The 14,587-nt window shown below is 66.8% G+C and carries 12 protein-coding genes; 9 read left to right on the top strand and 3 right to left on the bottom strand.

Translation table 11 applies throughout. The features are described 5' to 3' along the window. Both TV39_RS13525 and TV39_RS13520 read left to right on the top strand, forming a co-directional pair. A complete protein-coding gene (locus tag TV39_RS13525) occupies positions 1 to 1,347 on the top strand; it encodes an alpha/beta hydrolase (RefSeq protein ID WP_043482556.1) in 1,347 nt (448 codons plus the stop codon). Continuing rightward, entirely contained in the window at positions 1,344 to 3,941 is a 2,598-nt protein-coding gene (locus tag TV39_RS13520; protein ID WP_144406419.1) for a DUF2156 domain-containing protein, read from the top strand. The genes TV39_RS13525 and TV39_RS13520 overlap by 4 nt, the downstream gene beginning before the upstream one ends. Before the next feature lie 178 nt (positions 3,942 to 4,119). Here TV39_RS13520 and TV39_RS13515 read toward each other — a convergent pair whose 3' ends face one another. Together TV39_RS13515 and nucS are read right to left on the bottom strand one after the other, a co-directional pair. Further along, complete coding sequence (locus TV39_RS13515) at positions 4,120 to 4,323, bottom strand: cold-shock protein (RefSeq protein WP_011692441.1); 204 nt, start codon at positions 4,321 to 4,323, stop codon at positions 4,120 to 4,122. A 309-nt stretch (positions 4,324 to 4,632) separates the two neighbouring features. Beyond that, positions 4,633 to 5,328 (bottom strand): endonuclease NucS, encoded by a 696-nt coding sequence (gene nucS, locus TV39_RS13510; protein WP_043482554.1) that lies wholly within the window; start codon positions 5,326 to 5,328, stop codon positions 4,633 to 4,635. Between the two features lie 92 nt (positions 5,329 to 5,420). Between nucS and TV39_RS13505 the strand changes: the two genes are divergently transcribed. Next, positions 5,421 to 5,765 carry a hypothetical protein gene (locus TV39_RS13505; protein ID WP_043482553.1) on the top strand — a complete coding sequence of 115 codons (345 nt, stop codon included), beginning with the start codon at positions 5,421 to 5,423 and terminating at the stop codon, positions 5,763 to 5,765. A 10-nt stretch (positions 5,766 to 5,775) separates the two neighbouring features. Beyond that, the gene (locus TV39_RS13500; protein ID WP_043482552.1) at positions 5,776 to 6,576 is read left to right on the top strand and encodes an alpha/beta hydrolase; all 801 of its coding nucleotides are present in this window, start codon (positions 5,776 to 5,778) and stop codon (positions 6,574 to 6,576) included. 44 nt (positions 6,577 to 6,620) lie between these two features. On the opposite strand, the gene TV39_RS13495 is transcribed toward TV39_RS13500, so the two are convergent. Continuing rightward, entirely contained in the window at positions 6,621 to 7,919 is a 1,299-nt protein-coding gene (locus TV39_RS13495; RefSeq protein ID WP_235347389.1) for an AI-2E family transporter, read from the bottom strand. A gap of 193 nt (positions 7,920 to 8,112) precedes the next feature. On the opposite strand from TV39_RS13495, the gene TV39_RS13490 reads away from it, so the two are divergent. The 5 genes from TV39_RS13490 to TV39_RS13470 all read left to right on the top strand — a co-directional run bounded on the left by TV39_RS13490 (position 8,113) and on the right by TV39_RS13470 (position 14,550). Beyond that, positions 8,113 to 9,921, top strand: a complete 1,809-nt coding sequence (locus TV39_RS13490; protein ID WP_043482550.1) for a hypothetical protein — start codon at positions 8,113 to 8,115, stop codon at positions 9,919 to 9,921. 51 nt (positions 9,922 to 9,972) lie between these two features. Next, entirely contained in the window at positions 9,973 to 11,001 is a 1,029-nt protein-coding gene (locus TV39_RS13485; RefSeq protein WP_043482549.1) for a tetratricopeptide repeat protein, read from the top strand. Then, positions 11,001 to 12,101, top strand: coding sequence for an NADH:flavin oxidoreductase/NADH oxidase (locus tag TV39_RS13480; RefSeq protein WP_043482548.1), 1,101 nt, complete (start codon positions 11,001 to 11,003; stop codon positions 12,099 to 12,101). Before TV39_RS13485 ends, TV39_RS13480 begins: the two co-directional genes overlap by 1 nt. A gap of 89 nt (positions 12,102 to 12,190) precedes the next feature. Beyond that, positions 12,191 to 12,997, top strand: a complete 807-nt coding sequence (locus tag TV39_RS13475; RefSeq protein WP_043482547.1) for an ABC transporter ATP-binding protein — start codon at positions 12,191 to 12,193, stop codon at positions 12,995 to 12,997. Next, positions 12,979 to 14,550: a hypothetical protein gene (locus TV39_RS13470; protein WP_043482546.1), complete on the top strand. Its 1,572-nt coding sequence runs from the start codon at positions 12,979 to 12,981 to the stop codon at positions 14,548 to 14,550. The genes TV39_RS13475 and TV39_RS13470 overlap by 19 nt, the downstream gene beginning before the upstream one ends. Positions 14,551 to 14,587: the final 37 nt, after the last annotated feature.

The following is a 14,587-nucleotide window of genomic DNA, read 5'->3' as shown; positions in this document are numbered from 1 at the left end:
GTGGACTTTGTCGCTGACGTCCATCTGACGGATGGACCCGTACTCTGGGTTGCCTGGGCCGCCGGCGCCGCCGGATTCGCCTGGCTGCTGTGGGCACGCGGACGCCGCTGGCTCCTCAGCGCCTGCGCTGCCCTCCTGCTGGCCGCCGGCGTGGTCACCGCGGTGCACTGGCTGCTGATCTACGTATTTTCGACGCTGCCCGAGAGTCTCCCGCGCGAAGTGCTCGCGTGGTTTGTGGCGATGGTCTTCGCCCTTTTCCTGGGGGTACTCCGTCTGTGGGGTCTCCGACGCACTTCTCCGCCCGCGGGCCCCGCTCCGCCGTCGGACAGGCCTGCGTGGCGGGGGAGGGTCGCCGCCGTGGCCGCCATCCTGGGGGTCTTGCTGCTAGGCGCCGTCCAGATCAACGCCTACTTCGGCCTCAACCACACGGTCAGCGACGTCATGGGCACCGCCGTGGCAAGGATCCAGCCGCTGGAAACCGATTTGGAACGCCACCCCGCGGCTGCTGCCCCGACCGCCCTGGCCGCGTGGCGGGCGCCGGAGGGAATGCCCGCAGACGGCGTCGTACGAAAAGCGGAAATCCCGGGCACTGCTTCGGGCTTCAGCAGCAGGGAAGCCTACATCTACCTGCCGCCCGCCTACCAGGCCACACCGCGACCGGCGCTTCCCGTCCTAGTCCTCTTTTCCGGCCAGCCCGGCGGGCCGTCCGACTGGCTCACAGGCGGGGCCTTGCGCAGCCGGATGGACCGCTTCGCAGCGGACCACAACGGCGTGGCGCCGGTGGTGGTAGTGGTGGATCCCAACGGTACCGCGTCGGCCAACACACTCTGCATGGACAGCCGCATTGCGAAGGCTGACACATTTCTTGCCCGGGATGTGCCCCGCTGGATCGAGCAGACCCTCGACGTCGACCGGGACCACCGGCAGTGGGCTGCAGGCGGATTCTCCTTTGGGGCCACCTGTGCGCTGCAGATGGGAACCCGGCATCCCGATACCTACGCCGCGGTCCTTGCTTTCTCGAGTGAACGGGAACCGGCGCTGGCTAAGGAGCGGCAGAAGACCATCGACGCAGCGTTCGGCGGCGATGTGGCAGCCTTTGAGGCGCAGACCCCCCTGAACATCATGCAAAAAACCCGGTTTGAGGGTCACTCGGTATTTTTCGGCGCGGGCTCAAAGGACCCGGAATTCCTTGCCTATATGGATGAGCTTTCCGCAGCGGCCCGGCGGGCAGGCTTCGCCGTTCAGGCCCAGCCGGTGGCCAACACCGGCCATTCCTGGGAGGCCGCGTCCAAGGGCCTTCCAGCCGCCCTGGATTTCATGGCATCACGGTGGGGGATCGTGCCATGAACAAACAACGGGACGATCTTCAAGTGATCGACAGGAGGGGCTCCGTGCCCGACGGAGGCGTCAGGTGGGCTGGCGTTGCGCTTCGGCTATGGCGCCGCACGCAGGAACATTTCAAGGCCGTGCCGTTTACCTTGGTTGTGCTTGGCCTGTTCCTTGGCACGGGTGCGGCAACCAGCAGCTTCCTCTCCGGGCCTCCGGAAGCACTCCTTGACGTTGCCTCGGTGCACGCGGCCGCCCTGAAGGACGGGCGCTGGTGGTCCATGTTTACCTCGCTCTTCTTCGCCACGAACCCGGCGGCGTACCTCACGGCCTCAGCAATGATCCTGCTGTTCCTGGGCCTGGCCGAGCGCAGGCTGGGCTCGCTGCGCACAGCGGCGTTTTTCTTCGGCGGACAGTTCGCGGCCGTCTCGCTGTTCCTGCTGTTCACCCAGCTCGCCCGCTTCGCCGGGGACGGATGGATGGGCCTCATGGTGGACGCCCGGCTCATTGGCCCCTACGCCGCCGTGCTGGCTGCGGTGCTGGGGGCCAGCGGCCTCGCGCCTACCCTGTGGCAACGGCGCCTTCGCACGGGCATTGTGTCAGCGTCGCTGCTCCTTGTCCTCTATGTTGGGCATCCGGAGACGGTCGTCGGGTTCCTGGGTGCCCTGGCTGGGCTCGCTGCCGGGTGGTGGATCCAGAGCGACCACGGAACCCTCCACCGGCACCGCTCCACCGGCCGCGAGACCCGTAACCTGCTGGCCCTGATCGTGGGAATTTTCGCCGTCGGCCCCATCCTGACCGCCGCGGTTCGCAGCCCCACGGGGCCGCTCGCGCTGCTGCGGGACGTAGTCCTTAACCCGTTGCCCACCCTGAGCCAGCTGGAGCAGAACTGCGGCGGCACCGTGGACGTGAGCTGCCTGGAAATCGGCCGGACGGGGTTTGCCGGGCCGCTGGGCCTTGCGCTTGCCGTGGTGCCCGTCCTGCTCCTGCTGATCTGTGCGGACGGCCTGCGGCGCGGCCGCAGGCTCGCCTGGCGGATCACCATCGGAGTCCAGCTGGCCGTCACGGCGTTGTCTGCCGTGTACCTCACGCTGTTTGCCCGGATACCCCACTACCCGTCACGGCCCCACACAGCTGTCATGGGCTCAGGATTCGTCCACGTGCTCCCGCTCGTGGCCGTTCCGCTGCTCCTTATGGTGCTGCTGTGGGCCAACCGGCGCCAGTTCCGCGTGGAAACGTCGGCAAGGGGACGGCGCACCCTGACCCGCGTGCTGGCCGGAACCTGGCTTGCCCTCGCCGGAACCTACACCATCGCGTGGCTGGGAGCCGGCGGAATGGAGCGGGACGGCGGCCTGTCCGGGCTTGCGGCCGAGCTGGCACGCCAATATCTGCCGGTTCCCATCCCCAGCCTCTACAGCCGGGTTTTCCAGGACCGGCAGTCGGTGGAGGCTTTCCTGTTTGCCTATTCCGGCATCGCGTTCTGGGCGGTCGCCCTGGCCGGCGTGTGGGTGGTGTTGCTGGGGCGGAACCACGGTGCCGGCGCGGGTGTTGAGGAGCGGGATGTGGCGCGCCGGCTGGTGCGCCGTGGCGGCGACTCGCTGTCCTGGATGGCGCTCTGGGAACCGAACAAATACTGGTTCACAGCCTCCGGGGACGCTGGTGTGGCCTATCAGCAGCATGGCAGCGTTGCCCTGACGCTGGGCGGTCCCTTCGGTGACCCGGCGCTGCGTGAGGAAGCCGCTGCCGGATTCATTCAGTACTGCGCCGAGCACGCGCTGGTTCCGTGCTTCTATTCCTGCACCGAGCAACTGTGGCCCATGCTGCAATCCCGGGGATTCAGCAGGGTGGCCGTGGCGCAGGAGACGCGATTGGCCGTCAGGGAGCTCGAATTCAAAGGCAAGGAGTGGCAAAACGTCCGCACTGCGCTGAACCGTGCGCGAAAGACCGGCGTGACGGCCGTCTGGGGACGCTACAGCGGGTTTCCTGCGGCGCTGCGCGCCCAACTCCTGGAGGTATCCGAAGAGTGGGCTGCGCAGAAATCCGTTCCGGAGATGGGATTTACGCTTGGCGGCATGGACGAACTGATGGACGATGACGTCCTATGCTGCCTCGCCGTTGACACCGACGGCCTGGTGCATGGCGTCACCAGCTGGCTGCCGGTCTTCGAGCAGGGACGCGTGGTGAGCTGGACGCTCGATTTCATGCGCCGGCGGGAAGACGGGTTACCCGGAGTCATGGAGTTCCTCATTGCCTCCGCGGTGCTTGAGCTGCGAAATTCCGTTGAAGTAATTTCCCTCTCCGGCTCACCCCTGGCCAAGGAACCGGAGGAGACGGCCGACGCGCCACAGGACCAGGAGTCCGGGCCGGAGCCGGGGCGGGAGCCGGAGGCCCTCACTGCGATCCTTGATGTGGTGGGGCGGGCACTTGAGCCGGTGTATGGCTTCCGCTCGCTGGCCACCTTCAAATCACGGTTCAAGCCTGATTACCGCACGCTCTACCTCTACTACCAGGATCCCCTGCAGCTGCCTGCCATTGGCCGGGCCCTGAGCCGCGCCTACCTGCCCGGCCTTTCCGTCCGACAAAGCGCCCGGCTGCTCAGGACGATGGTCCGTTAATTCCGTAAAGCGGCGTGAAGTTTATCGGTCCGATGATTTTAGATTCCGAAAATATTTGTGACAAGCAACAAAGCGTCAATTAGCCGACGGAAAATGCTTAAAAAAATGATCCTCGGCACGAATGCCGAGGATCATTGATTCGCAGGACGCCACCGGCTGGCGGCAATCCGACGGGGGATTAGACCAGCGTTACACCGGTAGCCTGGGGGCCCTTGGCGCCCTGACCGATCTCGAACTGAACGCGCTGGTTCTCGTCGAGGGTCTTGAATCCGCCGGTCTGGATCTCCGAGTAGTGAACGAAGACATCACCATCGGAGTCGTCCGGGGTAATGAAGCCGAAGCCCTTTTCAGCGTTGAACCACTTGACGGTTCCCTGTGCCATTTATTTCTCCTCATTATGGAACTTGCTTAAGTTCGGCACACTTCGTGCCGCACTTGGTCACTCCGCGAGAAGAATCCTGGCTTGCCGCCCGGTGGAACCGGACACTAGCTGACGAAGCTTCGCGCTCGCAACATGTCTTGCGAGCATGAAAAACACCTACACAAAGACTCATATAAGAATTTCACGTGGTCTGCTTCAGGTCAACGGGCAAAAGGGGGAATTCGATAAATTTTGCGTAAAGCCCTCATGAACCCCTTCGCTATGGCACTGCGCACGGCTATTGACAGACCGCCCATTGAGGAGGGCGCGTTAGAAGAGCCGGGATTCGCTGTCGTCAACGCCGCGCATGGCGTCGTAGTCGAGGGTGACGCAGTCAATGCCTCGATCATTCGCCAGGACTTTGGCCTGCGGCTTGATCTGCTGCGCGGCGAAGATGCCGCGGACGGGGGCAAGCAGCGGGTCCCGGTTGAGCAGCTCAAGGTAGCGGGTCAGCTGCTCGACGCCGTCGATGTCGCCGCGCCTTTTAAGCTCAATCGCCACCGTGGCGCCGTCGGCGTCCCTGGCCAGGATGTCCACCGGACCGATGGCGGTGAAATACTCGCGCCGGATCAGGGAAAACCCGGTGCCGAGCCGCTCGATCTGATCCGCCAGCAGCCGCTGCAGGTCAGCCTCGACGCCGTCCTTGATGAGGCCCGGATCCTGGCCCAGTTCATGGGAGGTATCGTGCAGCTGCTCGTGGATGTTGATGATGAGCCGGTCGTCGGTCTTGGCGGACTGGACAGTCCACTGCTCGGTGACGCCCAGCTCCAGGTCCACTTCGTCCGGAGTGGAGACGCGGAGGGTGGCCGGCGGGCTCATCCAGTTCAGCGGCTTGTAGGAACCGCCGTCGGAGTGGACCAGCACGGACCCGTCCGCCTTGACCAGCAGCAGCCTGGTGGCGAGGGGGAGATGGGCCTTGAGGCGGCCGACATAATCAACAGAACAACGGGCTATGACTAAACGCACCCGGTAAACACTACCGTCTGGGCCGGCGGCGGGAACAGCGCAGCGACAGTTCAGGAGCAGCAGGGCACCGTGGGCTGGGGCAGAATGGAGGCATGCCCCGTTCCAACCGCCCCCGCCGTGCCGCCTCCGGAAAGCTGGGACAGGCCAGCCGCAAGCACGCCGCGGGCCCCGTGCCGGAGCTCGACCTGGAGCGCGCCCGCTCGGGGATAGCGCGGCGTGAAAGCGCTCCCGACGGCGAGTGGATGGTCCGCACCATGACGGCCAAACGTGCCGAAAAGGCCTACATCTGCCCGGGCTGCTCAACTGCGGTCCTGCCCGGTGTGGAGCACCTCGTGGTCTGGGCCGAGGACCACCTGTTCGGCGCGGCGGCGGGCCTTGCCGAGCGCCGTCACTGGCACTCCAACTGCTGGACGTCACGCACGTACCGCTATCGCTAAGCTGTTAGTCATGACTTTTGACCCGGCGTCGTTCGTATTCAGCCAGCCTTCCGAAGCAACCGCCATCCGGGCTTCAACAGTTCTGCCGGCCCGCCGGGAAAATGTGGAAATACACACGGAGGATGGCCACGTCCTCGTCGGTGAACTGGCCGTCCCGGAATCGGGCGATATCACCGCCACGCTCATCACGCTGCATCCGCTGCCCACCCACGGCGGGTTCATGGACTCGCACGTGTACCGCAAGGCCTCCTACCGGCTGCCGGCACTCGCCGGCGTCGCCGTCCTCAGGTTCAACACCAGGGGGACCAGCTCGCCCCGCGGCACCAGCGATGGCCGCTTCGAGGAGGGCATCGGTGAACGGCTCGACGTCGAGGCGGCCGTCCGGTTCGCAGCATCGAGGAACCTGCCCAACCGCTGGCTGGTGGGCTGGTCGTTCGGAACGGAGCTGGCCCTCATGTACGGCGCGACGGAGCCGGTGGCATCACTGGTGGAAGGTGCCGTGCTGCTGTCACCCCCGCTGCACCGTGCCACCGATGCGCACCTGCTGGAATGGGCAGCCGCCGGAAAGCCGCTCAAGGTCCTGGTTCCCGAACATGACGATTACCTGCAGCCGGCCGCCGCCGCTGACCGCTTCGGCCTGGTGCCGCAGGCCGAAGTGGTGGGGGTCGACGGCGCCAAGCACCTGTGGGTGGGGGAGAAGTACGCTGCCCGGGTGCTCAACGAAATCGTCGACGAGGTCACCGAGCGCGGCGCAGGTCCCGAGGGCCTGCCGGAGGAATGGGACGGACCCGTGGCCTCGGCCGCACCGTAGGTCCGCCGCGGCCTCCGGCGCGCCGGAGGCCGCGGGGTCGCTCCCTAGTGCTTGTCCTGGCGGACGATGAAGATTTCCTTCACGAGGAGCATGATGGCCGCAGCGGTAGGAATGGCGATCAGGGCGCCGAGAACTCCCAGCAGGCTGCCTCCGGCGATCACCGAGATGACAGCCACGGCGCCCGGCACGGCCACTGCCTTCTGCATGATGCGCGGCGAGATGAAGTACGCCTCGAACTGTAGGTAGGCGAAGTAGCAAATGGCGTAGACGACTGCGGTCTGCCAGCCCGCGGTCAGGGCGATCAGCGTGACCACAACGCCCGCAATCATTCCGCCCACCAGGGGGATGAAAGCCAGCAGCGCCACGACGAACGCCAGCAGCACGGCAAAGGGGACGCCGACAATGGACATCACGATGAACGCAAACGTTGCGTTAAGCAGGGCCACGCAGGCCTGCCCGATGACGTAGTTGCCCACTGACCCGGTGATTTCTTCCGAAAGCGCTTCCACCCGGGTCCGGCGGGAGCGGGGGGCCAGGCGGTAGCCCCACTTCTTCATGGCCGGGAGGGCCGCGAGGAAGTAGAGGCTCAGAACCAGCACGATGAGGGTGCCGAAGAGCCCGTTGGCCACGGTGGATCCGAAGCCGACGACCCCGCCGAAAATGCCCCCCATGGCATCCGGATTGTTGACGAACTTTTCCAGCTCCTGCGTAATCCGCTCCCGCACGCCGAACTGGTCATCAACGCTGCGGAAGAAATCCGAGTCGATGAAGTCCTGGATCCAGCGGGGTGCCTCCTGCACAACCTGGGTCACCTGCTGGACGATCGTGGGGATCAGGGTGGCGAAGAATCCGGCGACGGCCGAGACAAGGACCGTGACCGACACCAGGATGCCGATGGGCCGGGGGAGCTTGCGTTCTTCCAGCCAGCGCACCACCGGATCCAGGCCCAGCGCAATGAAGAGCGCGGTCACAATCCAGAGCAGGAGCTGCGTGGTGTTGGACCCGATCCAATAGACGAGCAGCGCCAGGCCGACGCCCACGGTACCCATGAAACCCATATATAAGGGATGCTGCGAGGACATGCGCGGGCCCGGATGTCCGAAGCGGGTGCTGGTCTCGGTTTCGGGAGTGGTGGAGTCCTCGACGAAGTCGGGCGGCATTTCGAAGCGCAGCCGGGGCTGTGCGCCGGGAAGGGGCGTCCGGAGCCTGCGCACCACTGCCGCAGCCAAACCCGGCAACAACGGTTTGTGCTCGTGCTGCGATCCGCCCGCTACGTTTTCCTGGACACCGGATCCGGGCATGGCTTCCTGTCCTGGGGTGGACGAATCCGTGTGTTCAGTCACTGCGTTTTGAGGCCCTTTACCGTCTGTGGCGCCGCTGCTGCGGGACCGTGTGATGATCATCGCAAACACTATCAGCAGGCCTGTCAGCGCCCTGTTTTCCCGTCGGCGCGGCCGGTTGCCCTAGGCTGTGAACCAAGCCCCGATCTGACTCTTTGGTAACAAAACGGTTACTATTGAAAGTAAACCCCCGCTGATGATAGGTATCCCTTTGCGTTTCAAGACTGCAGTTGCACTAGTGCTGCTCGGCCTCCTGACACTGCTGGCCGGCGTAGGACAGAAGACCATCTGGGCTCCGGCCGAGACCGTTACAGCCTCGGCGCCTTCCGACGGCACCGCCGCACCACTGACCGTTATCGACCAAAAGTTGCGGACCCTTCACGGGGGTACGGTCAAGATCAATGTCAAGGGCGAAGGCAGCTTCATGCTGGCAGCAGGCCGTCCCGATGACGTCGACGCCTGGGTTGGCAAGACAGCCCACAACACGGTTTCCGGAGTCTCCGAAGACAACAAATCGCTCCAGCTCACGCACACGGACGGTGAAGCTGCCGCGCCCTCTCCCGCCGGCTCCGATCTTTGGGTTACCACCGAGAACGCCAGCGGTGAGTTGAACTACACCTGGAGCGCCCCGGCGGACGGCGAGTGGTCGCTCCTGCTGGCCGCGGACGGCACCAAGCCGGCGCCGTCGTCCATCTCTATGACGTTCCCTAATGACACGTCCACTCCGTGGGCCGTGCCGCTGATGGTGCTTGGCGGCCTCCTGATGCTGGCCGGTCTGGCCCTGCTGGTGATCAAGCCCAAGGGCGGCAAGCCCGCAGGCGTTGGCGGGGACGACACCGGCGAATCCATGAAGGACAAGCTGGTCCGCCGAGCACGCGCGGCCCGCCCGGCCGGCAAAACGGCGCCCGCCGCTCCCGCGCCCGTAGAGCCGCCCGTTGACAAGCAGCAGGGCCAGGGCACCGCAAATAGCACCGCGACCTTCAGTGCGACGCGCGCCGGCGTGGCCATGGCCGCCCTTGCCGCCACCATCGTGGCCGGCACGGGAGTTGCTTCCCAGGCAGCCACGAGCCCCGCGCCGTCTCCGACATCCAGTGAGGCCGCAGGTGCGGACACCGCCGCGGATGCGCCGGTGCTGCTGGATGCCCAGTTCCGCCGCATCCTGGAGCAGGTTTCCAGCACAGTGGACGCCGGCGACGCCGCCAAGGATGCTGCCAAGCTCAAGTCCCGCGTAGACAGCACCGAGCTCGAGGTCCGCACGCAGAACTACAAGATCCGCTCACAGGTGGGCGCCTACGAGGCACGCATGCCGGTGCGCGCCACCAAGCTGCTGACCACTGTTGTCACCAGCAAGCGCGCCTGGCCCCGCTCCGTCATGGCCGTCACGCAGGGCGAAGGCAACGTTGTGCCCCAGCTGCTGACGCTCGTGCAGAAATCCCCGCGCGAGAACTACAAGCTCGTGCAAACCACCCCGCTGCAGCCGGGCACCACGTTCCCGTCCATCGGACGCGCCGGCACGGAAACCCTTGCCGCTGACGACAAGTCGGGCCTGCTCTACAGCGGCCAGGAAGCCCTTGCCGGGCTGGGCGACCGCCTGACCAAGGCCGATTCGACCTTCAAGGACAAGCTCGTTGAGGGCCAGTCATCGCCGTACATTGCCGACACCCTGGCATACCAGGCCGACGTGGCCAAGACCGGCGTCAACGGCAACTTCAGCTTCACGCACAAGGTGGTCCCCGAGGACACGGTAGTGTTCCGCACCGCGGACGGCGGCGCCCTGGTCCTGGGCCGCTTGAACTTCGCCTTCGACGGCACACCCAAAGCCGAGGGCGACAAGCTGGCGATCGGTGACGACGCGGCCGTGCTGGCCGGCGGCAAGGAGACCAGCTCCGGCATGGTGCTCAACTTCGCCGAGTCCATGGCCGTCTACATCCCGCCGACCGGTTCCAAGGACCCGATGAAGCTCGTGGCTGCCACCCGCGGACTCGTGGGAGCCAGCTTCAAGTAGCCTGCGCTCCGGGTATGACCGGCAGCGGCCGGAGTGGCTAGAGTGGAGGCTATGAGTTCGCCAGCCTCCCGTCCAGTCCCTCCAGCCGCTGCCAGCCAGCTCAACCTGCGCGGCGCCGTCGACCTTTCCAGCCTGAAACAGCGCACGGCGCCACCGGCCGGGCAGTCGCCTGCCGGCGGCCAGCCGGGTGCGGGCCAGCCCGGCCCCGGCCAGCCCGGGACGCCCGCCCAAGGGGCGGCGCCCGATGCCGGCGGTCAGCCGCTTCGCGTCGACGTCACCGAAGCAAACTTCCAGCAGCTCGTTGAACTGTCTGCGCAGGTGCCGGTGGTCTTCGGCCTGTGGGCAAGCTACTCACCCGCCTCGGCCGAACTGATCGACGTCCTTGAAGGCATCATCAACAGCTATGGCGGCCGGCTGGTCCTTGGCGCCGCGGACATCGACGCGTTCCCGCAGCTTGCCCAGGCATTCCAGGTCCAGGCTGTCCCCACGGCGGTAGCAGTGGTAAAGGGACAGCCTGTGCCCCTGTTCCAGGGCGGAGCCGACGAGCAGCAAGTGCGGAGCCTGCTGGATGAACTGCTCAAGGTGGCAGCCGCCAACGGCGTCACCGGCAGCCTGGGCGGCGCCGGAGCTGCTGCTGCCGAGGCCGAACCGGCCCCGTTGCCCCCGCTGCACCAGGCCGCCTACGACGCCATCGAGGCAGGAGACTTCGCGGCAGCGGCCGCGGCCTACCGCCAGGCCCTGCTGGAAATGCCTGCGGATGCCGAAGCCAAGGCCGGGCTCGCCCAGGTGGAGCTGATGGAGCGGCTGCAGTCCCTGACCGGTCCGGACGGCGAGGCGATGCGCCAGCTCGCGGCCGAACAGCCCGACAACCTCGACGCCCAGCTGGGCGTGGCTGACCTGGATCTCGCCGGCGGACACATCGATGACGCCCTGGGCCGGATCGTCAGCTTCATTGGCCGGAACTTCGGGCCGGAGCGCGAGACTGCCCGGGTGCGGCTGCTGGAGCTCTTCGAAGTGGTGGGGCCGTCCGATGAAAGGGTGGCCAAGGCGCGGCAGGGGCTGGCACGGGTGCTGTTCTAATGCACTCGGCGCTCTTTTCCCCCCTGGAGCTGCGCTCGCTGACGCTGAGCCACCGCGGCTGGGTTTCGCCCATGTGCCAGTACAGCTGCGGCCCCGACACCGGCGAAGGGGTGCCGCATGACTGGCACCTCATGCACCTGGGTTCCTTCGCGGCCGGGGGAGCTGCCCTGATCCTCACCGAGGCAGCCGCAGTGAACGCGGCGGGCCGTATCAGCCCGAGGGATGCGGGGCTCTACAACGACGAACAGGCCGCAGCGTGGGAGCGGATCACCGCATTCGTGCACCGCTACAGCGCGGCTGACGCCAAGATCGGCACGCAGCTGGCGCACGCGGGCCGCAAGGCCTCGACCTACTGGCCGTTCTCGGGGAAGCGCGGCACTGTACCGGCGTCCGACGGCGGCTGGGACACCGTGGGGCCCGGCACCGGCGCGTTCGACGGCTATGCGGCACCCGCGGCCATGACGGCAGGGGAGATCGACGGCGTCATTGCCGACTTCGCAGCCGCCGCCGTGAGGGCAGTCGAGGCAGGGTTCGACACGATCGAAATCCACGGCGCCCACGGTTACCTGCTGCACCAGTTCCAGAGCCCGCTCATCAACGACAGGACGGACGCCTGGGGCGGCGACGAGCCCGGACGGAACCGGCTCACCCTGGCAGTGGTGGACGCGGTGCGCAACGTCATTCCCGATTCGATGCCGCTGCTGCTGCGGATCTCCGCCTCGGACTGGGCCGAGGGCGGAATCGATGCAGCCTCCTCGGTCCGGCTGGCCCGCGCCGCCGCCGAACGCGGAGTGGACCTGGTGGACGTGTCCAGCGGTGGCGCCGTGGCGCATCAGCAGATTCCCGCCGGCCCCGGCTACCAGACCGGATTCGCGGCCCGGATCCGGCGCGAGGCGGGCGTCCGTACCGGCACCGTGGGGCTGCTGACCTCCTCCGGGCAGGCAGAACACGCTGTGGCCACCGGACAAGCGGACGGCGTCTTCATTGCCCGCGCCGCCCTCCGCGACCCGCACTGGTGGCTGCGCGCCGCGTTCGAGCTCGGCCATGAGCTGCCTTGGGTCCCGCAATACGAACGGGCCGTTCCCCGCCACTCGTTCTAGGAAGCCATGCTTTGTTGGTGACTAGGTCGCTGCGGAAGTCACCCTTTGGGACGACCCTCCCCGCCCGCCCGGGAGGCTACGCTGGCACCATGACTGAACCGCAACCCGGGATACGTCCACCCGCCGGCCCCCGGCCGCACCCTGTTCCGGCCCTGGCCATCCGCGGCCTGGCAAAACGCTTCGGCGGCAAGATCGCGGTGGACGGGATCAGCCTGGATGTGCCCGCTGGGTCCTTCTACGGGATTGTGGGTCCCAACGGCGCCGGAAAGACCACTACGCTATCCATGGCGACGGGACTGCTCCGCCCGGACTTCGGGACGGCGCTGGTGCACGGCGTCGATGTCTGGGCCCGGCCCCTGGAAGCCACGAAGCTCATGGGCATCCTGACCGACGGCGTGCGGCTGTTCGACCGGCTGACGGGTGAACAGCTGGTGAGCTACGCGGGCCTGCTGCGGGGGATGGACAAGGACGTGGTGTCCGCCAGGGTGGCGGAACTCCTCGCCGCGCTGGATCTCAGCGCCGACGCCGGAACCCTGGTGGTGGACTATTCCGCCGGCATGACCAAGAAGATCGCACTGGCCTCCGCCCTCATCCACGCCCCCAGGCTGCTGGTGCTGGATGAACCCTTTGAATCGGTGGACCCGGTTTCCGCGGCAAATATCCGGGACATCCTGGACCGCTACGTCGAATCGGGCGGGACCGTGATCGTCTCGAGCCACGTCATGGACCTGGTGCAGCGGATGTGTGACCACGTGGCCGTGGTTGCCGGGGGCAGACTGCTGGCGGCCGGCACGGTGGAGGAAGTCAGGGCCGGAGCCTCGCTGGAGGACCGCTTCGTCCAGCTGGTGGGCGGCCGAAGCCGGACGGAGGGCCTGGAATGGTTGCGCACCTTCTAAGGCTCAAATGGACACTCCTGCGCAACAGCCTCCGGCGCAGCCCCTGGCAGCTGCTGGGGCTCATCATCGGAGGACTTTACGCCCTCGGTATCGCCGGTTTCTTCTGCGTGGCACTGGTGCTGCTCCGGACAGCAGACCTGGAGCTTGCCCGGACCGTGGTGGTGCTGGGCGGTTCCGCGGCGCTCCTGGGCTGGGGAACAGTGCCCGTCATTGCCTCCTCTGCGGACATGACCCTGGACCCGGCCCGCTTCACCACCGCGGCGGTCCCCACGCCCCAGTTGCTCACCGGGCTTGCCCTCGGTGGACTGATCGGCATCCCCGGCATCGCCACCACCCTCGTTGCGCTGGCCACGGTGGTCACCTGGAGCAGGGGAGCGCCTGCTGCTGCGGCGGCCGTTGCGGGTGCCGGCCTGGGCGTGCTGATGTGCATTGTCCTGTCCAAGGTGGTGACGACGGCGACCGCCGGCCTGGCGTCCTCCCGGCGGTTCAAGGACGTCAGTGCGCTCGCCTTTATGGTGCCGCTGATGCTGATGGGCCCGATCGTGGCGTTCGTGGCACAGGGCGCCGCGGGCTCCGCAGGGTTCCTGACAGAGCTCGCCGGGATCCTGGCGTGGACACCGGCCGGTGCCGCATGGTCGATCGGCGCAGACACCGCGGCGGGTCAGTACGGACCGGCCGTGCTGAAGCTCCTGATCGCAACGGCTTCGCTGGCCGGCTTGGCCTGGTGCTGGAAGATGCTCCTTGAGCATGCCCTGGTCACGCCGCCGTTCACTGCGGGCGGCAGGAAGCGTGCCGGACGGATGGGCCTCTTCGGGGTGCTGCCGGCCACGCCCACCGGCGCCATTACGGCCAGGGCCCTCACGTACTGGATCAGGGATCCCCGGTACTCGGGATCCTTGGTGGTCATTCCGTTGCTGCCCGTCCTGCTGTTCTTCCAGGCGAGCCAGACGGGGGACTACGGGGTACTGGCGGTCATCGGTCCGCTGGCGGCGTTCCTGCTGGCGTGGTCGATTTCCGCCGATGTGTCCTATGACAACACTGCCTTCGCCCTGCATCTGGCCAGCGGTGTCCGCGGCATCCAGGACAGGCTGGGGCGGGCCCTCGCCTGCCTGTCGTTCGCCTTCCCCATCGTGCTGGTCTTCAGTGTCGGCCCGTTCTTCGTCACGGGGGAGTGGGAATGGCTGCCGGCACTGCTCGGACTGTCCCTGGGCGTCCTGTTCACCGGGCTGGGCCTGGCATCGGTCATCTCGGCACGGTACACGGTGGCGGTGCCGCTCCCGGGCGACAGTCCGTTCAAGAAGCCGCCGGGCAATGTCGCCCAGACCATGGCGGTCCAGTTCGGCGGGATGGGCGTGTTGCTGGTGCTGGTGCTGCCGGAGGCTGCACTGGTGGTCGCACAGTCCGTCACGGGCAGCATGGTGCCCGGATGGATCAACCTGGTGCTGGGCCCGGCCCTGGGCCTGCTGCTCTTTGCCATAGGGGTCCGCCTGGGCGGGAAGTGGCTCGACGCCCGCGGTCCTGAACTCCTGGCCCAGCTCTCAGTCAACCGCTAGGCCCCAGGGGGGCATGATGGGTACTACAGGACGCGAA

The sequence above is a fragment of the Arthrobacter sp. SPG23 genome (assembly GCF_000876655.1).
In the GTDB taxonomy this organism is placed as follows: domain Bacteria; phylum Actinomycetota; class Actinomycetes; order Actinomycetales; family Micrococcaceae; genus Arthrobacter.
This window is presented reverse-complemented; position numbering and strand designations above follow the sequence as displayed.

Bases quoted from the DNA above. Each gene is read 5' to 3' on its own strand.
- TV39_RS13520 (WP_144406419.1), top strand. From the start codon at position 1,344: ATGAACAAACAACGGGACGATCTTCAAGTGATCGACAGGAGGGGCTCC.
- TV39_RS13515 (WP_011692441.1), bottom strand. From the start codon at position 4,323: ATGGCACAGGGAACCGTCAAGTGGTTCAACGCTGAAAAGGGCTTCGGC.
- TV39_RS13505 (WP_043482553.1), top strand. From the start codon at position 5,421: ATGCCCCGTTCCAACCGCCCCCGCCGTGCCGCCTCCGGAAAGCTGGGA.
- TV39_RS13500 (WP_043482552.1), top strand. From the start codon at position 5,776: ATGACTTTTGACCCGGCGTCGTTCGTATTCAGCCAGCCTTCCGAAGCA.
- TV39_RS13490 (WP_043482550.1), top strand. From the start codon at position 8,113: ATGATAGGTATCCCTTTGCGTTTCAAGACTGCAGTTGCACTAGTGCTG.
- TV39_RS13485 (WP_043482549.1), top strand. From the start codon at position 9,973: ATGAGTTCGCCAGCCTCCCGTCCAGTCCCTCCAGCCGCTGCCAGCCAG.
- TV39_RS13480 (WP_043482548.1), top strand. From the start codon at position 11,001: ATGCACTCGGCGCTCTTTTCCCCCCTGGAGCTGCGCTCGCTGACGCTG.
- TV39_RS13475 (WP_043482547.1), top strand. From the start codon at position 12,191: ATGACTGAACCGCAACCCGGGATACGTCCACCCGCCGGCCCCCGGCCG.
- TV39_RS13470 (WP_043482546.1), top strand. From the start codon at position 12,979: ATGGTTGCGCACCTTCTAAGGCTCAAATGGACACTCCTGCGCAACAGC.